The 21,095-nt window shown below is 48.7% G+C and carries 8 protein-coding genes; all 8 read right to left on the reverse strand.

Going from position 1 to position 21,095, the window contains the following annotated elements; all coding sequences use genetic code 11:
• Positions 1–70: 70 nt before the first annotated feature.
• The gene (locus KTH89_RS10195) at positions 71–7,891 is read right to left on the reverse strand and encodes an InlB B-repeat-containing protein (protein ID WP_238721522.1); all 7,821 of its coding nucleotides are present in this window, start codon (positions 7,889–7,891) and stop codon (positions 71–73) included.
• Positions 7,892–8,186: 295 nt separating this feature from the next.
• On the reverse strand, positions 8,187–12,941 hold the full coding sequence (locus tag KTH89_RS10200; RefSeq protein ID WP_238721523.1) for a LamG-like jellyroll fold domain-containing protein: 4,755 nt from the start codon (positions 12,939–12,941) through the stop codon (positions 8,187–8,189).
• 126 nt (positions 12,942–13,067) lie between these two features.
• A complete protein-coding gene (locus KTH89_RS10205; RefSeq protein WP_238721525.1) occupies positions 13,068–14,591 on the reverse strand; it encodes a response regulator in 1,524 nt (507 codons plus the stop codon).
• On the reverse strand, positions 14,569–16,350 hold the full coding sequence (locus KTH89_RS10210; RefSeq protein ID WP_238721527.1) for a sensor histidine kinase: 1,782 nt from the start codon (positions 16,348–16,350) through the stop codon (positions 14,569–14,571). Before KTH89_RS10210 ends, KTH89_RS10205 begins: the two co-directional genes overlap by 23 nt.
• 184 nt (positions 16,351–16,534) lie before the next feature.
• A complete protein-coding gene (locus tag KTH89_RS10215; RefSeq protein WP_238721529.1) occupies positions 16,535–17,797 on the reverse strand; it encodes a Gfo/Idh/MocA family protein in 1,263 nt (420 codons plus the stop codon).
• A 4-nt stretch (positions 17,798–17,801) separates the two neighbouring features.
• Positions 17,802–18,629, reverse strand: coding sequence for a carbohydrate ABC transporter permease (locus tag KTH89_RS10220; RefSeq protein WP_238721530.1), 828 nt, complete (start codon positions 18,627–18,629; stop codon positions 17,802–17,804).
• Positions 18,630–18,641: 12 nt separating this feature from the next.
• The gene (locus tag KTH89_RS10225) at positions 18,642–19,514 is read right to left on the reverse strand and encodes a carbohydrate ABC transporter permease (protein WP_238721532.1); all 873 of its coding nucleotides are present in this window, start codon (positions 19,512–19,514) and stop codon (positions 18,642–18,644) included.
• 55 nt (positions 19,515–19,569) lie between these two features.
• On the reverse strand, positions 19,570–20,955 hold the full coding sequence (locus tag KTH89_RS10230) for an ABC transporter substrate-binding protein (protein WP_238721534.1): 1,386 nt from the start codon (positions 20,953–20,955) through the stop codon (positions 19,570–19,572).
• Positions 20,956–21,095: the final 140 nt, after the last annotated feature.

Genomic DNA, 21,095 nt, shown 5'->3' on the forward strand with positions numbered 1-21,095 from the left:
CGCTGTTTTACTGTTTTTCTTTATTATTTCTTGTTTTTCTACACTATTTTTTTGTTCTGTTAAGCTCGGTCTATTCTGCTTTGTGTTCCCCGCTGCCCTGTCTCTTCCGGTACAGGATGAAGATCACTGCGCCGATGGCTGCCAACGCGACCAAAACCAATACCGCGATCGGTGCGCCATCCCCAGTCTGGGGCGCGCTCGTCGTCTGTTGTGATTGCTCTGACTGTTGCTGATCAGAATTATTGTCCTTATCCTGATTCTGTTTCTTAATCTTCAATTCCTTCACCGCGTTCTCAAGTTTCGTGACCGCTTCATTGATCTGCTGTTGGGTCGCTTTATCATCCTTTAGAACCTTCAGCGCGTAATCTCTCGCATCGGTAAAGGCTTTGAAGCTTTCATCCGTGTAATCTCCCTGCTTTAGCTCTGCACATTTATCATAAATCTTCTGCAGTCCGGATTTATCTGTCTTCACTGGCTCGTTATCATCCGCTGTAAATACTGCAAAGGGAGAAAGGCTGCTTACGGTAACCTGTACCCGGCCATCGTTCACCGTGGTTTCAAATCGTTCCAGCCCGGCCGGTACAGCGTGAAGCACCAGCACTTTTGAGCCGTTATATTTGGGATCTGCCGGAATGGTAACGGTGATCTGTCCCTTAAAGTCTTCACTCAGCGTCAGGTTTCCGCTCCAGACAAGGGAACTCTCATGTGTATCCAGATACTCCCTAAATTCTTTGCACGCATTACAGTCATCCAGCTTCAATTCTTCTACCGACAGTTTTGCGTTTTTATGGACCTGCTGTCCGTGGATTAAGAATCCTTTGTGATCCGGATCATCTACGGACCGTTCCAGGTAGTTACTTTCTTCTATATCCTCGAAGACTGCCTCCACCGTGACGTCTTTACCCGGCATGGTGAAACTGGTTTTGCCGGATGCGGCATCAGCAAACTCCACGTCATCTGAGATCCATTTGACAAAACGCTTTCCTTCTATATCGTCGGCAGCGATCTGCACTGTTGTTCCTTCCTCAAAATTACCGGATCCGGTTCCGCCTTTCACGGTGACTTTATGAGACTTGTCGATTACAGGAACGTCTTTGTATGTGGCGGTTACCGTTACATCCTGAGCTATCATCAGGAATGTGGTTGTTTCCTCTTCCGGCAGTTCGACCTCCACATCATCGCTGATCCAACGGTCGAATTCCTTTCCTTCCGGAGCCGGATTTGCGGTAATACTAACCTGCTCGCCTTCTGCGTATTCACCGCTGCCCGTTCCGTCCGTCACAGTCACCGTATATTTGGGAGCCGGCTCAAAGCTTCCGGAGATGTTGACATCACTCTCCGGCATCACGAAACTATAGCTGTCTCCGGATACTTCCACCGGAACCTGCGTTTCCCCGAACAGAACCGTTAAACTGTCCTGCGTCAGGCGGTAACCGCTCTCCGGCGTTACACTTATGTACACTCTTGTATCCTTGGCCGCCGTCTCCTTATCTGCCTGGATCTCGCCATGCTCGGTCTGAGATACGGTTATATGATAGAGGATCTCTTCAAACTGTGCGTAAACTATCTTGGACGTCGTAAAATCTTCTACTTTCTCACCGCCCGTAGCCTGGGTAAACCACCCGGTGAAACGTAAGCCCTCCTTGACCGGATCTTCCGGCATCACAATATCCTGTCCCTTTTCTGCGGAAACTCTGGCATATTCGCCATCGTCCATCATGAAGACGACCTCATAAGTCTCGGCCTCCCCTACGGTCACGGTCGCTTTCGCTTTCAGCGCGGTCCCTTCCACACTTCCCTCTACCGTAAATTCCTGCATTATTTCGACCTGATCCTGGGACACCTCATCCCATGTCACAGCCACATCCATCACCTGTCCGTCTCCGTAAGTAGCTTTCACAGTCTCCGGCAATACCGGCAGCACGTGCAAAGGCGTCTCTACAGTGACATCCTCTAAGGATACCAGATGTTTGCTCTCATCGGCATAGACGCGGAAGGCATCTACTGTGATGTTCCCGCCTTTATTTTCCAGACGAATGGTGTGTTCGCCGTATGGCAGATCCGTTTTACTGAATACGCACATCTGGTTTGCCCGTTTGAAATATGTATCATTCGGAGTCTTTGTATTTACATCCGGCTGTGCTTCCCCGTCAATGCTGACTCCCAGGAGGCAGCCGTCCACATTGACCGTCGTAACTATGTCGATTCCGCTTCCCATAAATGTATATTCTGCAGTTGCGTCTTCCGTATTTCCATAGTGGATATCTCTGTTGTATTCCGTCACTCCGTCCGGATCTCCGCCTCGCCCGCTATAGTAGGAAAAGCCTCCGTTATAGACAATCGCCGGATCATTATCATTAATTACCGCTGTTGGTTCCAGCCCTTCCACTGTTACATGGACCGTCTTTGTCAGACTGCTGTCCTTGGGATGCGTCAGTGTGATATCCGTTTTTCCACCGCTTACCGCGTTGATCTGCAGACCATCCGCAGCGCTCCAGTTTGCGGTTGCGATACCCTGGTCGCCGGATGTGACAGTCAGATCCGTAAGATTCGTATCTGCATCTACCGTAACTGCAACAAATTCTCTGTCTCCGACTACCTTCAGATCGATATCTCCTGCGGAGACATCTAATTCCGGTTCGGCAGGCGCCTTTGTGCCATATACTTCCAGCTCGGATACATTCACATAGCCCGAGTAATTTCCGGACAGATTATAAAAACCGCTGTTTTTTAATCTTACATACCGTCCGGGTACCGGCTGATCCAGGATAAAGTCATTGCCTAATACAAAGCTGTAGAAGGTCTGGTCGCTGCCTGCTCCGCATCCCATCCGGTTTTCCGTATCCGTATTCAGGACTGTCACGGTATTTTCCGCTGCGAAGTCGGCCGTCGTCGATATCTGGATCACAACATCCCGGAATCTTCTTAACTCTTCATTTTTATAATTTCGGAAGAATTGTGTAAGGGATACTGCATCAATATCATAAACCGCACCCAGATCGATCTCATACTTCAGTCCCTGATTCCCTACCGTACCGTTGGAACGGGCCGTCCACGGCGTATCTCTTTCTATACCGGCATAATCCAACACTTTGCCGTCGTTCAGCCGCTGCGCATCGGACATACCGTCACTATTCAGCTTCTTGCCCAAAGCGATGTTTTCCCTCTCTGATTTGCGGAAAGGAATGGCCTGTGACGCCGCCGTAATATCCGCGTCCTCAAGCGCTGCCCCGTAGAAGGAGAATTCATCTACCAAACCATTATATTGGAGTTCTCTTTCTTTTTGCGCATTCAGCTTCGCACCGATCGTCAGGGAATCCCCGACGGTCACATTTGCAAGTGATATCTGTCCCATCTGCGTCCCATTCTGGAAAAGGGTAAAGGTATCCCCGCTGCGAACGACTGAAAAATGATTCCATGCCTGGCGAGTCTCGCCTCCGGTCACTTCCTCCATAGCAAATTCTTCCGGCGCTGTCAGCACCTCGGTTTTATCCCCGCCGGTAACTTCCAGTACCAATTTCCGCTTCTGAAGGGACAGTACGAAGTTTCCTTCCTGATCTGCCAGGAGTACCTGTTTGGGCGTACCCTGCACCTGGTTGTCCGGATCGACCGTATCCGTAACCTCCGTGTCCAGATACAACTGCGTTTTAAACCAGCCGTTCACCGTGAACTGTTCCATCCCACCGATCGGTGAATCCGGGATTGAGATATAATTCTGTATATTTTCGTACAGGTATGCTCCCCGGCGGAACGGAGTACCGATTCTCATATATTCTCCGTTTATAAACTTGGCGTTATGCCCCGGAATCGCGTTTGCGATTGTCTCGCCTTTTTCTTCATCCATATGGTAAAGGGCTGTCAGCGCTTTGCTGCCATCCACCAGCTCAAGCTTGTCCTGTGCTTCCTGAAGCCGTTCTATCAAATCGGCAATCTCCGCGGGCATCATGCCGGCCGGATCCTTGCTGTCCACTTCATCCATAACAGCTTTCAATGCCTGATAGGTCTCGTCGGTAAAGAGGCTTCCGTCCACAGCTTTAGCCTCGTCCATCACCTTGCTCAGGGCCGCCAGTCCGGACCGGGCAAGTAATTTTACATGTTCTGCATTCAGCGGTACATTATAAATGGATATCTCGCTTAAGTCTCCGCTGTAGAAGTACACACGGTCACCGCCTGCATTGTTGGTCATTGCTCCGGCTAACAGGGCGTTCTGTGTATGATTCACCCCTACCTGGGCGCTCTGAGTGCTTATCGCTTCCCCGTTCAGATAAAGGGTAAAGGTGTCCCCGTCCCGTACAACCGCGGCCAGGTTCCACTGATCCGAAACGATAGTCCCTCCCTGGAGTGTGACATCATTTCCGTCCCCGTCACTGATGTGGAAATTCAGACTTCCATTCTCTGTCCAGAGAGTCAGGTCATCTTCTGGAATTCTATCCTGTCCCTGACTTAACAGAACCTGTTTTTCCAACTGGTCCGTCTTGAACCAGACACTCATGGAATACTGTTCCATTCCCTTCAGCAGTCCGCTTCCCAGATTGCCGTAAGATTTTTTATCCGCATTCAGTCTTACGGAAGATCCGTAGGTCTGTTCCAGTTCATCCATATAATAAGCTTTGCCGGTATAATTATGAAAAGCATCTGTAATCAGACCTTCGTCTGCCTGTTCAAAGCCAAACTTAGCGATGTAGCCGTAGATCACTCTCTGTTCATACGGTTCCATCTCATTTTTGTTTTTGGATGCGTCACACACCTTCTCTACCTTCAGCGTGTAAGGCTGCAGCAGCGAAAGTTTATCTGTGGTCAGCGTAACTTTTTCGTCCTTTGCGGCAGCGCTTTTTACCGCGATCCCGTCTGAAATGCTGTAATTCGCGGTATCCTCCGCCGTTGCAGCATCTACGTTCTCGTTAAAGCTGATCTCGACGGTGGTATCGTTGATTGCCTTGATTCCAGCCACCAGCGGAGCCGCAAGGTCGGTCTGGGTGTCCACTTCTGCCGGATCGCTCAATGCGCCTTCCACACCGTTCGCTACCGCCTTCACTGTGTAGGTGTATTTCTGCTGCTCTTTCAGTCCGGAATCCGTATACGTGTTATCCATCGTCTGGGCGATCAGTTCGCCGTCCCGATAGATCATATAACCGTCAATCGTAACTGCCGGATTCGGGATTACCACGCCGTTTTCTGTCATAGTGAAGCTGACATCCTTGTCCCAGTGAAGTTCTGCGGAATTCTCAGTGACCTCCCTGGCCTCAAGTCCGCTTACTTTTCCAACATCCAGAGTTACTTCCGGCGCCTCTGCCGTATCATAGATGCTGTAGTAGGTAAAGCTCATGGGCGGCAGCGTTACTTTCAGCTGTGCGTTTCCATTGGAGTCAATGGATAATACCTCCGACTGAACGCCCTGCTTCATGAATGTCGCTTCCCCGTAATCTCCGGCCTTTGTATCCGGCTGGCGGTAATTCGCCTCGGTCTGCGGTATCCATTTGTAGTTCGGAGGATATGCCCCGTACCTGTGGACATCCTTGCCCAGTGACCCATTTAACGGTACCGGCGGATAATTCAGTCCCTCCGACAGGCCGGTATAATACATGGGTACGTTAATAATCTCCGTTCTCTCTTCATCCGTCTGATTATATACCCAGAGGAGGCCTTTTTCACCCTCGTTCAATGCGTTGACATGGTAAAGCGTATCCATCTTCGTACCGCGCTGTCTGTTGGTTCCCGCCGCGTCGTAGGTTGCCTGGGAAATATGTACCATATCGGAATTCACGATGCCGCGGTAACGCTTGTAGAATTCCACCCATTTATTCAGAATATCCTGTGTTCCATCGTCGTATAAATGAGGTCCCCGGAAGTCAGAATTGACTCCGTTACCCACATTCTGAGCGATCACCCAGTTATAATCCTCTTTTTTGTCCTTAAACGGCTGGAACGCCGCGTCTCCGCCGCCGCCATGATACTCGGCAAACGGTACATGTGACCAGCTCATGGACATGGTCCTACCATAGGAAGCGTTATACATGATCTGGCGTCCATACATCAGCTGTTCATGCCGGGGCTGGCTCCAGGCCGCTTCCTCATAACCGATACCGCATTTATTGGCGCCGTTTAAGTAATACCACGCAGGCACTTTGATATATACGCCCATGTCGCGGAAATCCTTGCACATCATGCGGACACTGTTCTCCCATTGTTTCACCACAGAGTCGAAGACGCCGTTGTGGAAACTATATTTGGAAGCTTTTCCGGTCGTCGTATCCGTGGGGTCCGCCGGATCGGTCTCTTTATCCTCGTTTACATGCTTTTCTCCGCTGTTGCAATAGGTCCCGGGATACGTACCGTCGATTTCCACACAGTCAAGTCCCGTATATTGGACAAAATTTTTGAAATTATCCCAATAATCATCAAAGGCTGCCGTGGCTACACACCATCCGTCCCAATGTCCGGTCGCGTTCGTGCCGTATGCCTCGCCCTTCTTATATTGCCCTAACTGATACTGCGCCTGATAGATCCCGATCGCGATTCCCTTGCTATGCGCATAATCTACCAGTTCCTTATAATGATCCAGCGTCGCCTGGTCACGGGTTAACATCTGACCGGAAGAATCCGGCGCGCTGTAGGATTGGATGATCATCTCGAATTCGGCCGCCGCCGCTTCATCGATCACTTCCTTCGTCAATGCTCCCGTATTATGGTGGGTCAGCGGATTATCCGTAATCCACGGGAACAGGGTGCGGTAGATCCCCAGCCTTTCCCGCATCTTCAGTTCAAACCAGTAGGTGCTGTGGGTAAATTCGTAGGTATTAAATCCGATCATCGATTGATCTTTTACCAGCTCGTAAGCCGGCCCTACTTCATAACAGGTATGAGCGATATCCTTAAGCTCCAGGAACGGGCTGTTATCTTTTTCCAACCCGCATTTACACGGAAGCGCCCTGTTGATCGGAAGGGTACTCTGATCGCCGCAGGTAAAGTCTGTCTCTAATGCCAGCAGGTCCTCCATATCCTGGTTGCCGTTTAATACCTCCGGCGCCAGGCGGCCGATCATCACCTGCTGATCTCCGGTATTGGTAATTTCCACCCTCTTTTTCATGGCCGGGACATTATCATACATCTCATAAATGACTTTGACCTTGATTCCCTGGTACGCCTGGGGGAAATCAGTCGGCGCAGAAAAGTTGAATTCCAGATGTTTTCCCTTCGGCGGCCATTCCTTCGCCGCCGGATCCCCAAAGAATTCGTTAGGGGCCCACTCAAAGGGTTTTTCACAGGTTTCCTGAATCTCATAACCGTCAAAAACAAAGGTATTGCCGGCTTGCTTTCCTCCGATAAAATAATAATCCGGGTCCACCTTGATACAGCTTTCCGGTATTTCAATCGTATTATCAGCGGATGAGATCGGATCATGTGTGATCTTTATCCCCTCATCGCTGTAAACCTCACGATACGGCTTATCATAGAGTCCAAGATACACATCCGGCTTGACGTCGCCCGTGTCCATCATCTCTTTGTCAATATACAGATTTTTGTAGCTTGCCGTATAGAATTCGCTGCCTCCTATTTCCGGTACTTTAAACTTCCGTTCGACAATACCGTTGCCGATCGTCAGGCTGCCTTTTTCCTCTTTCACTTCGACCGGTAGCGGTTCTGATGTCTCGAGCCAGTGACGTTTGCCGGATACGGCATTCTCAAGCCCCTCCACAACTTCGCCCTTTTCGTTCGTATAAGGCGTAGCGATAAAGGTGGTATCCTCAGCGCTCAGCTTTACAAACCCCGCTTTCGCCGCATCACTCAGAATTCCCGCAAATGCCTCAATGCCTGTCAGCGATGTAAATATCACCGTACAGGCCAGTAACATTGCAAGGCGTCTTTTGAATCCACGATACCTTTTCTGCATTTTCTCCCTCCTCAGGTTGTATTTTATTCCTAGCACTTTGTGTTAGTTAATCAAATTATATCGGATAATCTAAGGAAACATAATGTACAAACCTGACCAGAGATAGTGGAGTTTTTTTACACTAGTGCATTTACCAATGGAATGGAAAAGAGTTTCGCTTGCGAAACGCTACGCTGGAACAAAAAAGAACCCTGATCGTTCGACCCAGCCCTCTTCTGCTGCGTCTTGCTATCAGGGTACTTTTTACTTATTGTTTCTTACTTTTTACTTATTGCTCATTTATGAGGCATTTATTTTATCGTGCGGATGTATCCTCGTATTTTCTTCTGAACAGCAGGACTATCACTGCCCCGCCGGCCGCCAGCATGAACAGAATCCACGCCGTGATGGGAGCCTCGTCTCCGGTCTCCGGAGAATCTGCGGTCTGCTGCTGTGACTGGTCTGACTGCTGTGACTGATCCGAATGGTCATCGGAATCCTGCTTCTTCTCCTGCAGTCCCTTTACCGCATTTTCTAACGTTTCTTTCGCTTCGTTTACCTGCTGCTGTACCGCTTTATCATCTCTCAGAACAGTCAGCGCGTGATCCCTGGCCTCAACAAACGTCTTCCAACTGGCATCCGTATAATTATCCTGTTTCAGGCTTACGTATTTGTCATAAATATTCTGCAGACCGGATTTATCCACCGCAATCGGTTTTTCCGTAGGCTGCGGTTCATCCTTGATCTGTTCAAACTCTGCGCTCACGTTGACATTTTTACCAGGCATACGGAAACTGGTTGATTGGGCCCCCGCATTTTCCAGAGATACATCGGCTGATGTCCATTTTATAAAACGCATGCCTTCCGGAACAGCCGCTGTAATCTTCACTGTCTCGCCTTTTTTGTATTCTCCGCTTCCGGATCCTCCTGTTACCGTAACCTTATATTTTACGGTTACTGCAGGTGCTTTTTTCAGTCCAGCTGCCGCATCTGAGAGGTTCTTCGCCGTTTTGTCAATCTGCGGCTGGGAAAAGCTGTCATCGTTCAGAGCGCGCGCGGCTTCTGCCAACGCTTCCGCAAACGGTGTCCAGGTCGCTTCCGTGTATTCCTCCTCTGCCCGGTCTTTATTTTCCTCGTACAGTTTCTTGAGGTCAGTCCGATCCGTCACATTCACCTGAAAACTTGCCGTTTCCTCATTTAAACCATCCGTGAAGGTGACCTGGTAAGTATGAGTCCTGTTCTCAAGCGTGTCCAGATATTCTGGTTTCAAAATAATCCCTGTGCCGTCCGGGGCGATTGTATAGCTTCCTGCATCCAGATCAGAACCGCAGGATACCTTACTTACTTTGTAACCGTTGGCATCCATATGCACAATGACTTCATTCCTGGCATTGGCCTTGTCAAAGGCATGATCTTCGTCATAGATTACCGGCTTATATTCCGTCATGTCCGCCTGCGCTTTGATTTCTTCCGGAGTCAAAGCTGCTGCATAGATTTTGTACTCATCCAGAAGGCCGTTGAATCCGTGGAGGTAAGTGCTGCCATTGGTATTGACGCCCAGACAGAGATTCTTTTTCCATTTGCTGGCGTCGAATCCTGTGATTCCTTCTTTCGATCCGATCTCCTCTCCGTTCAAATACAGTTTCATCGTGCCGTTTTCATAGGTAAGCGCCAGATGATTCCATGCGTTAAAGTCTATGGCTTTGCTTCCGCTAAGCGTACCGCCGCCTGACGCAGCTTCCACTTCCACACCGGGTTTACGGGTATCTCTGTGAATATAAAACCATATGCCATTATTGCCCGCAGTCCCGCTGGTGACACTGGAGAACAGGGTCTGTGATTGGCCTGTGCTCCCCAGGCTGTTGCACCATGCCGAGATGGTAAAGCTGTCAGTACCTGCAAACGCGGAGGATGTGATCTGCACCCCATCATTCTTTTTGCCGTCAAGCTTGGCCGCGCCGGCGTTTTTACCGTCTCCGGCTTCTAAAGTACCGATCTTTGTTCCATCTTCATCACCGGAAAAATCCTTGATGCTATCGCTGGAGACATCATCGAATTTGTAATAGTGCGTCCGTAGTGTTAAGCCTGCGCTGTCTTTGATACAGATATTCCCCGCTTCGGAAGTATCCGTCACATTCCGGGCGGTGACAACCAGCAGATCTTCCGAATCCATACCGGAGATCGTCAACGTCACAGTTTTTCCGTCTGCTCCCAGCTCAGCTTTTGTTACTATTACACCGGAAGATATCGTATAGTTCTTTACATTTTCCGCTGTCAGTTTTGTGACCGGTTCATCAAATATTACATTTATGGATGTTCTGGATACAGCGGTCACCTTTTTAATCTGCGGTGCCTCCGTATCTTTTCCTGCAGTGACTTTTGCTTCATTGGAACTGTCGCTTATCAGATTAGCTCCATTTACCCCTTTTACCGTATAGGTATATTCCGTGTTCTCCTTGGTATCCGCATCCACATAGCTCGTATCTTGCGTAAAGGCCAGGAACTCACCGTCGCGGTAGATGTTATATCCTTTCATCACCCCGTCATTTTCCTCGGAAGGCTGCCATTCCAGACGGATATGATTACTTTCTGCCGGAACTGCTGTCAGCGCGGAAGGCGCGGTGGGGGGCGTAGTATCTATCCGTTCGTTCACCTGCTTTAGCTGATCGAATGCGGTGGGATCCAGCTCACCCCGCGCGTTTACTTTCAGATCAAAGCAGAGTACAAAATTGTTATCCATAGCGCCGGTCCGCGCCTCATACATCTCATCCACACTGCGTGAAGATCCCTTGCAGCCCCAGCGGTTCTGCCATGTGCCGGTGGCCCCAAGAGGGGCGAAGTGGAAGAGCTGACAGTCGCCGCTTGCCCAGCGTGTGTCGGACAACCCGGGATTAAGCCCGCCTGCCTCTCCGGCCGTATAGTCCGTATAATCCGTAATTTTACTGTGATTGACAGAGGCGGAGGTACCCTTGTTAAATGTAACAATGCTGTAAGGGTTGCCTGCTTTTGCGGCGTTCGCCAAGGAAGAGACATTATACTCCAGGCTCATATCCAGCTGGCTGCCTGCACCGCTGTGATAGAAGCCGTCAAACCACCATCCCGATACCATGTCGCCATAGTGTTCGGACCACCAGGCTACCATCTCAGAGAGCACCTTTCTGGCTTTTTGAGACGGCACGCCATCCTGGCCGGGTGTATAGTCAAACACTTTTTTCGTCACCAGATAATCGCTGAAATATCCATATCCGTTTGGAGTACCTGATTCATCCCAGCAGGCGGAATGAGGAGGGTTGGAAGGTAAGTACAGCATCAGACGGATCCCGTATGGTTCAAGCGCCTTGGCAATCTTCATCGGAAGATCATTCTCCATAGAGGTAGTCTTGGGATTCTGCTCTCCCTCTTTTAACAGCCCTGCCTCACGCATATACTGATCATAGACCGCATTGGGGGCGCAGTAGCTTCCTGAGTTCTGTCCCAGGGTGAGCAGCACATATTTCGCGCCTGTCTCATTTACCTGCTTCGCGTACTCTTCCGCGTCGAACTGACCCACGTACTCATCCCACGTTGTGGTCGTCCGGTCCCACTTTTCACTGTCATCGGCGTAGGTGCCGGGAAGATTAAAGTAGTTGGACAGGAAATGATGAGAAATTCCGAATTCTGCATCATAGAACCAGTCCGTGAGCGGATTGCCGTCGGTGTGCTTGACAGGTGCAGAGGTGGACGGTGTGAAATATTCCGTACCTCTGTTGCCAAATTCATCCGCTGGCGTAACCTTACAGCGCAGATACTTACCCTCGTACTTATCCAGCAGGATAACCGTCTCTGCGCAGATGCCGGAGAGATCCTCGAATGGCCCGTCCTGTGCGTCTGCTATCTGCCACTGAAACTTAGTATCGCCCTCAGCGTCGCCGTCCTCATCCGAAAACGTATATTCGGCTTTCAGCATCCCCTTTACACTGGGATCTTCCCCCAACATAGATACGGACAGGTTCGTCACTTTAAGATCCGCCGCCGCAGGCGCTTTGTTAGTTCCTCCCGGCAGTACTACAGAAGTTTCCAATGTTTCCCAGGCGTAGGTAACCTCCAGGGTAACGGTCAGATCGGCTGCCGACATGTTCGTAAACGGCTCATATGTAATGACAGCCTGACCGGTTGACGACTCATAAGAAAAACCGGTCACATTGACTGCCTTCTCCGCCCCATCTGCAGTGGCTTTCAGTGTAACTTCGCTGTCCTGAACATCCGCCGGCATCTTGGGAAATGTAAGAGTCAGCTTTCCGTTTTCGGATTCTTCCTCCACAATCGTAAAGGAACTCTGTGCTTCCGCGTCATAGATCGCCGCGATTTCTTCTGCGGATACGGCGGTATCATACAGACGCAGATCATCCATCGCTCCGTTGAATGCATTTTTGGCATATACATTTCCGTCTTTATCACAGTTAATCCCTATGTACAGCGGATAATCAGTGGCTGCAAAATCATCTGCGGGCACTGCCAATGTACCCGCCGGCGCTCCGTCGATATAAAAGGATACCGCAGCGCCTTCTCTGGCAACGGCAATATGGTGCCACTGACCTACCGTCGCTTTGGCCTCCGAAAAGCCTTCCTTAAAGGAAGAGTTGGAACCGCCCACACTCATCGCGTGATACACCTGCGCGTTCTTAATGTTGACCCCCAGCTGATTCTCGGCTTTTCCTGTGTTTCCGCGATAAAACACCGCCTGTCCATCGGCCGGATCCGGCGCCTGCCTGATCCACCCCATCATCGTATACGCGCCGGTTGGCTGAAAAGCAGTGCCAAGATCGATGTATGTATCGGTTCCGTTGAATTCCAGCGCATACTCTCCCTGACGGCCCTGCGTAAGCGCGGTACTGCCGTTTACGGCATAACTTGTCCCGCTGATCGTCTCTTCCACCATGCCATCTGTCAGATTTTCCATCTCAAAACGCAGTTTTGGCTCCGTCATCTGATCCGTCTCCGCCGCATATGCAGGCAGCGCAGGCGTCTGGATAATCATGGTCACACAGCCGCAAATCGCAACTATTTTTTTCCATAAAACAGTTTTCCTCATTTTGCAATCTCCTCTTTCTCATATTAGTGAACGCAACACCCATATAACAACACCCATATAATATGATTATAAGGAAATCTGTTCCAAACGAAAGGGTCAGACCTGACCACTTTGTGTGGACTTTTTTTACTCCCGGTACTCGCCCGGTGTCATTCCTGTCTCAGCCCGAAATACCCGGCTGAAATACCGATAGTCATTATAGCCGCACAGATCGCTGATCTTTGTCAGGTTCATATTCGGATTTTCCTTCAGAAGCTGCTTTGCCAGTCCGATCTTTTTTTCCGTAATATACCGGTTCATGGACACTCCGGCTTTTTTCTTGAATAGCCGTGAAAGATATGCGTAATTATAACCGAACTCGTCCGCGATCTGTTCCACACTTTCGATTGTCAGGTAATTCTCGCTGACATAGTCCAGCAACCGATTCTCTATCTTGTCCTCATAAATGCTTTCCATAAAATGATTTACCTTCCTAAACTCGCGCATGAGGTTTTCAAACAGCTCTTTTTCCGATACGGATATACTGATACTTCTGATCATACGCATCTGCATCTCATCCAGAAAATTCTGTCCATATTCCTGGCTCGAAAACTCCAGCAGCTTCAACACATAGAGGCAGAGCTTTTCAATACTTTCCTGGGAGGCATGCTTACTCTCCATATATTCGAATACCGTTTGGATTTCATTCATAAAATTTTCCAGATTCGTACTGATAAAATATTGGCGTATATAGGTATTCATTTTCATCTTGACGATTTCCAGCAGATCATGCCGAAACGTTCCGTCCTCATCCGGAAAGAATATATTGTTCCTGCCGATTACCAGACGCTGTTTGATGACATTGCGAAGCTGCTTGGAACCGTCCCAGACATCCTTCTGCAAAACAGCATGGCGTACCCCGCACATGGTCACCGGAAGTTCCGTATACTCCTGTATCAGCGCGGTCAATGCTTTCATGTGTTCCTCCATTGCGACATCGTCAGACTGCTTCGCTTTTATGGCGATCATTTTCTGATTCGGCGCATGCTCATCCGCTACGAACCATTCCTGCTCTTCCTCGCAAAGCTCCGTCATGATCACCTTCCACGGTACTGTTCCCGCCTGCTCCTCATAGAAACGCCATACCTCCTCATCCTGCAGGTTATAGATCACATTACCCATACACAGTTCAATCAGCAAAAAGCATTCTCCCTGTTCCGGCACAATCCGGTACTCAGGGGAATAAATAACATGCCGCTGTCTGTGGACCGTAAAATGGGACAGGCTTTTTTTGATATCGAATAACGTTTCCTGCAGCGCTTCTTCTTCCAATGGCTTGAGAAGATAGTTAAACACCCCATACCTGATCGCCTTCTGGGCATAACCGAAGTTGGAATACCCGGATATAATCACAATAATGATATCGGGACTGCTGTTTTTGATCTCTTTGGCCAGCTCCATTCCATCCATCACAGGCATGGCGATATCCGTAAAAACCACATGGGGCTTTAGTTCGGCTATTTTATCCAGCGCTTCCTTTCCGTTTGACGCACAACCGACGATTTCAAACATAACATCCACCGACTGGATTTTATGACAAATACCGGCAGCAATTTTCTCCTCGTCTTCCACTACCAGTGTCCTGATTTTAAACTGTTCCTGCATCCCCATTTATGCAACCTCCGATCACGATTTTCCCTTCCAGGGCTTCTATATGATAGGTCATGTTCTCACCAAAGAAAAGCTTCAGTCTGACGAACACATTTACCAGTCCCATTCCATCTATCTGGCTGGACAATGCTTTCTCATCCTTCATCCCTTCCCGGCATTTTTCCATGATCTCCTCTTTCTTCTCTATCGGGAAGCCGTCTCCGTTGTCCTTCACCTCCACGGTCCATCTGCCATCCTCCAGAAGATAGCCGCGAACGGTAATCTCAGGCTTCTGCCGCTTACAATATTTAAACGCATTTTCCACCAGGGGCTGGACGATCAGCTTCGGAATCCGGCAGTTCATAAGCTCCAGAGGAATATCAATCTGCACCTTAGATGTGGGAAAGCGTTCTTTCATGATCTCGACATATTGCTCTACATGGCGGATTTCCTCAAACATCCGGACTCCGTCCTGTCCGCTGTCTGCAATATACCGGAACATCTTCGTGAGGTTCAGGCATATTCGCGTAATTTTATCATTTCCGGTCTCCTCCGCCAGCGTCCCGATCATAGTCAGCGTGTTGAACAGAAAATGCGGCTGCATCTGCGCCTGAAGCGCCAGCATCCGAGCCTGCGTCTCATAATCCTTCAGCGTGATTATGTTTTGCAGGGATTCACCCAGATCCACGCTCATCTCCCTTAAGGAATCGGATAAAAATTCCAGTTCATCGATGTGGGTTTCCACTTTTTCAAAATGGATACCCCGTTTCAGATCCATCCCCCGCACCCGCCCGCACATATTGTGAATCGGCTTGGATATCTGCTCCGAGATCTTATAGGTAATCACCGTAATCGCGCCAAAGATCAGGATGCTTAAAAACAGGGTCATGATAAGAAAAGAAAACAGCTTATTATAATAAGTAGCGCTATCGATCGTATAAATAACAGTCAGTCTGCCGTTAAAAATCTTATGGACATCTATCATATTCCCCTTTTGGCGAGAGACGCCGGTTACGCCCTTCTCCACATATGAGGTCAGATTCAGATCCGATTCTATGTAGATTGGTTGTCCGTATGTATCGTATATATTGACCTGGAGACCCTGGCCGTCGGTATTTCCCGACAAGCCGGAAATCATGTTTTGAAACTCATCCACATCCGTCATGATCTCCAGAACCGCCCGCCCATTCAAATACCGATTACCCGGGTCCATACTTCTGGACAATGTGATATAGCTCTGCTCCTTTTCCTTTGCAAAGCGTTCCCCACCGGTTTGTTCCAGATATTCGTTTTTACTCAGATATTGGATAACCGGGGTTTCATCCCTCACCAGGTCGTCGTACGTATGTATCTGCGCCGTGTCCACCGGACTGATATAATAACTATGCCCCATCCATATATAATATTGATTATCCACCAGAATCCCGATCCGGTACTTCTCCTGTATCATTTTATAAGACTCCAGATACATGGTGGAGAAGGCTTCCGATGCCCCCTGCATTCCGGTATCACATAATTTCGGAAGACGGCTGACCGCCGCCTTTTTAAATTCACCGGAATTCAAAAGTTCAATGGAAAAAGAATTCATATTTTTAAAATAATTTTCAATATTCTCATCGATATTCTGGCTGAGCTGTTCCCTCGTATCTGCAATATTCTGGCTAATCACCGTAGCCACATACCAGATCGCAAGACACAGGATAATAAACAGGCACAACAAAAACCAGCCTGCGTAAGTTCGGAACAGCTTCTGAGACAGGGAACACGTTTTTCTGTCCATAGGACACCTCATCCTTCATAGTAATCATTTACGCTCAATAGCGCCGGTTGGCAAACTTGACAATTTGCCCCAACCCGACGCTATCACTGATTATGTAATCATTTGTACCTGGAAAAGAATCCGGTACATAGGTACAGTTATTTCACAATATTATACCATGTTTGCCTGTATCACCGCACCCATTTTATGACAGCTCTGCCTTTTTTCTGAAATCCTCCATATGGATCGTCTTTCCGGTAATTCTCGACTCCTCGGCAGCCAATGCCATCAGGTGACTGTTGACAGAAACCTGGGCCCCTGACAGAGTAAAAGCTCCGTCTGTTTCCACGGTTTTGATAAAACCTTTCATAAACTTCTCATCACTCCCGCTATGTCCTGAATTTCCCACTTTTACGGTCGTCTTCGTCTTATCTCCTGTCAGGAAGTCCTTCACTTCGATTATATTTTTCTCCATATCACATAAGATCTGGCCTTTTGTCCCCATGATATTCATTGTACGGCTTCCCTCATAGGTGAATGCGCACATGGTGAAGCTGACGGTCACCCCATCCTCAAACTCAAGATTGACAACCTGATGATCCACCACGTTGTTATCGCACCGATAGACACATCTCCCGTATGGTCCTGTTTGAAGCGCCTGCGTCACTGCCTCCTGCGTCCCCTTAAGGGCCACCACTTTCCGGATCGTGTCAGAATACCATTCCTCATCCCGGCAATAGATCTTAGCTGCGCTGTACGGACAGCTGTCCTCGATCTTACAGTCGCTCAGGCACCGGGTTCCCGCTCCTTTCGGCGCATTCTCCGCCTTAAAATGTTTCAAAGAACCAAAAGAGGATATGCTAATACATGGCTTTCCGATCAGCCAATTCAAAATATCCATATCGTGACAGGATTTCTGAAGAATCATTGGACTTGTCGTATCCGAATTTCTCCAATTCCCGCGCACAAAGCTGTGGGCCTGGTGCCAATAGCCGACACACTCTATATGCTGGATCGAAACGATCTCCCCGATTACTTCCGTATCCAGAATTTCTTTTAATTTTGTAAAAAACGGGGAATAGCGAAGCACATGACAGATGGTCAGCGTCTTGTGGTATTCCTCTGCGTATTTTCCCATCTCGATACAATCTTTGGCATCCGGCGACATGGGTTTTTCACACATCACATGATAGCCTAATTTCAGCGCCTCCTTCACCGGCTCCGTGTGAAACCGGTCCTGTGTACAGATCATGGCGCAATCCGCAAGCTTACCGGCTGCGAACAGATCTTTCCAATCCGCAAAAATCTGATCCTCATGAAGCCGGTGTCTTGCCGCAAATTCCCTGCGTCTTTCTTCATCCGGTTCCGCCACCGCCACGATCTTCATCTCGTTGGGATGGGAGACCGCATATTCCGCATAGACCTGTGCGCCGCGCTGTCCGGCTCCTGCTAATACAGCTGTTATCATAATCTCACCCCTTCACCGATCCGGCCACCATACCGCTGATAATGTATCTTTGTCCGAAGATATAGACGATCAGGATCGGCAGGATCGCAAATAGTATTGTTACGCTTACCAGGTTCCAGCTGGCTGTATAAGTTCCATAGAAATTATAGACCTTCTGCACGATGACTGCCTTATCCGGGTCCGGCAGGGTATACAGCGGAATCTGAAAATCATTCCACACATTCAGGAAATTAATCATAATGACCGTGACGGTAGCCGGTTTTAGCAGCGGGAAGACGACCTGGGTAAAGATCCGCAGCGCCCCGGCGCCGTCGATCACCGCAGCCTCATCCAGTTCTTTTGGAATCCCTGTGATAAAACCGTAATACAGGAATACGCTCAGCGGCAGAATCAAAGCCACAAACACCAGGATACTTCCGAGCAATGTGTTGTACAGATGAATCACCCGAAGCACCTTCACGATAGAAACCATGCTGACCGGAACCATCAGTCCCATGGCAAAATACAAATAAATGAACCGATTCTCTTTTGTCCGGTTCCGGCTGATTACATAGGCGCACATGGCGGATGCGACCACCGTTACAACTACGGAGGTAATGCTGATGATCAAGCTGTTGACCAAAGAATTCAGGATACTTCCCTGGTCCCATACCTGTTTAAAGTTTTCAAAATGCCAGACCTCCGGTAGTGTCAGCTGCATGTTGATGGCTTCCGGCTTAGTCTTGAACGCATTAAAGATTACGATCAGAAACGGAACGATTACAATCAGGGACAGCAGCCAGAACAGGACTTCCTTCACCGCGAGCCTTATTTTTTCATGTTTTGTTTTCATGGCCCTTCCCTCCTATTCGTCATTATTATCTTTGATACGCAGTACCAGAAGCCCGGCAGCTGCCGTGATCAGGAACAGAATCACTCCATACGCCGAGGACATTCCATATAGTTTCTTCCCGAATTCCTTAAATACAAGGGTGTTAATCAATTCCGTAGCTCCGCTGGGGCCGCCGCCCGTCAGCACGAATACGATGTCAAATGCTTTCAGCCCCTGGGAGAGGGCAAGCAGCAGGTTGATGATCAGGGACGGAATCATTCTCGGCAGCGTGATAGAAAAAAGCTGTTGGCGTTTATTCGCTCCGTCCACCGAAGCCGCCTCATAATAACTCTTATCGATCAGCTGCAGACCGGCCAGATAGATGACCATATTAAAGCCTACCTGTCTCCAGATCTCCACGAACATGGCCGTACCAAGCGCCGTATCCTTGGAAGTCAGCCAGGCGCGGGTCAGGTTTTGAAGGCCAAGGGAAGTAAGCAGCTGATTCGCGAATCCGGCCTTCATAAAAATAGAACCGAAGATCAGACCGATGATCAGCGGGGACAGCATAGCCGGGAGAAAGAATATCGCCCGCAGGATATTCTTTGTCTTGAGTCCCTCATTGAACGCCAGAGCCAGCAGGAATCCGATCACATTTTTAAAAATGGTGGTAACTCCCGCGAAAACCAGGGTTCTTAAAATGACGGAAGCCAGTTCCTTGTTCTGGAAGATCTTTATGTAATTATCCAGTCCGATGAATCTCGCAGTTTCATGAGTCATCTTGATCGCATTCCAGTTCGTGAATGAATAGACAAAATTCAGGATAACAGGAACCATAAACAGCAAAGTATAAAGAAAGACGGCGGGAAGAGTAAAATAACGTTTATAGATCTTTTTATTATACACTTGTTACTCCTTTCATTAAATTGGAGTGGAACAATGTGTTCCACTCCAATCATTTTTACTCAGCCGTGTCAAACATCGTCGCTCTGTAATTATCGGCATTTTCAATAAACTGATCCGCTGTAACACTACCGTCCGCAAATCCCTGTAAATATTTATACATATCGGGATCCCAGTACAATATAGTCTTCATACCCATGACAACCGGTTCCCCTTTGGATCTCTCCATGATTTCGGTCGTAGCGGTGGTAGGTTTTACGCTTTCCACATCCTTAAATGAGGAAGTAACCAAATCCGTACGCGCGGCATAGTAGGTTTCCAGATTCTCTTTCTTAGCCAGGAAATTTAACAATTCTTTGCACTCATCGATTGCTTTACTGTTTTTATTGATAAATTTGGAGACTCCTCCTCCATTGCTGACTGCTGTCTGGTTGTCCAGAAGCGGTACCGGGAACATACCAAACTCATCGGTTGCTCCATTGGCTGCCAATTCAGCCGCATAGGAAGAATATGTAAACATCATAACCGTTTCCTGTTCCTGAAGGGAAGTATAGCTGCCGAACCAGTCTTCCGCCTGTCCATCGTTGGTATAATACTTCGGATTGTTGCCATCCTTTGCCGACAGAAGCTGCGCGAGCTGTTCCAGACCCGTTTTCAGGCAGGTGATATCCGCAAGTTTATTATCTTTGCTCTGATTCAGGTATTCCACAAAGTCCGGTTTCTCAGCAGCCATACACGGAGTCATTCCGTATACCCAGGACTGTGTATGCCATGTCCCGTTGATTCCTTCGTACAGCGGCGTTTTGCCCAGTCCCTTGATCTGATCGCACAGCGCTATAAATTCATCCCATGTAGCCGGAACTTCCAGGTTATTCTCTTCAAAATAGGTCTTATTGTAGAGAACGCCTTCATAGTCAATTCCCCAGGTACTAAATCCGATGACTTTGCCATCATAGCTGTTGGCATCCACCGCCCATTTTTCCAGGTCGGCCACCCACTGTTCGCCGCTCAAATCAACCGCCACATCCGGTATGCCGCCGGATTCCATCTCCGAGCCTGCAGGATACATGAACATGTCAACCGCGTCACTTCCACCGGAAAGCGTGGTTCCAAGAAGGGTTTTGTATTCATTGTCCGGTGTCAGGGATACCTTTACTTTGATTCCGGTCTCTTTTTCAAACGCATCGAACAGTTCGTTGTCCACATCCTTAATCCAGTTCTGGGAAGCCATCAGCGTGATCTCTTTTTTCTCTTTCGAGTCGGAATCACCTGCTTCCTGATCAGCGGCACTGTCCGCCGCCGGAGTCGCGCTTGCGTCTGCAGTACCGCCGCCGGCTTCTCCTGCTGTGCTTTCTGCCGCTTTGTCTCCGCATCCTGCCAGCATAGACATGGTCATTCCCGCTACTAAGATTGCGGACAGGACTTTCGTTGTTGATTTTCTCATATAACTGCCTCCTTATTATCTTTCTGAATCATCATTTTTCTGATGCTCTTAATTTACCACAACGCTTATCCTTTTAAAACTAACAGACCTGACTTCCCGGTGTGCACTTTTTTTACCATATGCGGACCGGAACGTTTAAA

This window comes from Diplocloster agilis (assembly GCF_019042275.1).
GTDB classification, from domain to species: Bacteria; Bacillota; Clostridia; order Lachnospirales; family Lachnospiraceae; genus Diplocloster; species Diplocloster agilis.

Excerpts from the sequence above, each read along its gene's own strand:
- KTH89_RS10230 (WP_238721534.1), bottom strand. The coding sequence starts at position 20,955 with ATGAGAAAATCAACAACGAAAGTCCTGTCCGCAATCTTAGTAGCGGGA.
- KTH89_RS10195 (WP_238721522.1), bottom strand. The coding sequence starts at position 7,891 with ATGCAGAAAAGGTATCGTGGATTCAAAAGACGCCTTGCAATGTTACTG.
- KTH89_RS10200 (WP_238721523.1), bottom strand. The coding sequence starts at position 12,941 with ATGAGGAAAACTGTTTTATGGAAAAAAATAGTTGCGATTTGCGGCTGT.
- KTH89_RS10210 (WP_238721527.1), bottom strand. The coding sequence starts at position 16,350 with ATGGACAGAAAAACGTGTTCCCTGTCTCAGAAGCTGTTCCGAACTTAC.
- KTH89_RS10205 (WP_238721525.1), bottom strand. The coding sequence starts at position 14,591 with ATGGGGATGCAGGAACAGTTTAAAATCAGGACACTGGTAGTGGAAGAC.
- KTH89_RS10215 (WP_238721529.1), bottom strand. The coding sequence starts at position 17,797 with ATGATAACAGCTGTATTAGCAGGAGCCGGACAGCGCGGCGCACAGGTC.
- KTH89_RS10220 (WP_238721530.1), bottom strand. The coding sequence starts at position 18,629 with ATGAAAACAAAACATGAAAAAATAAGGCTCGCGGTGAAGGAAGTCCTG.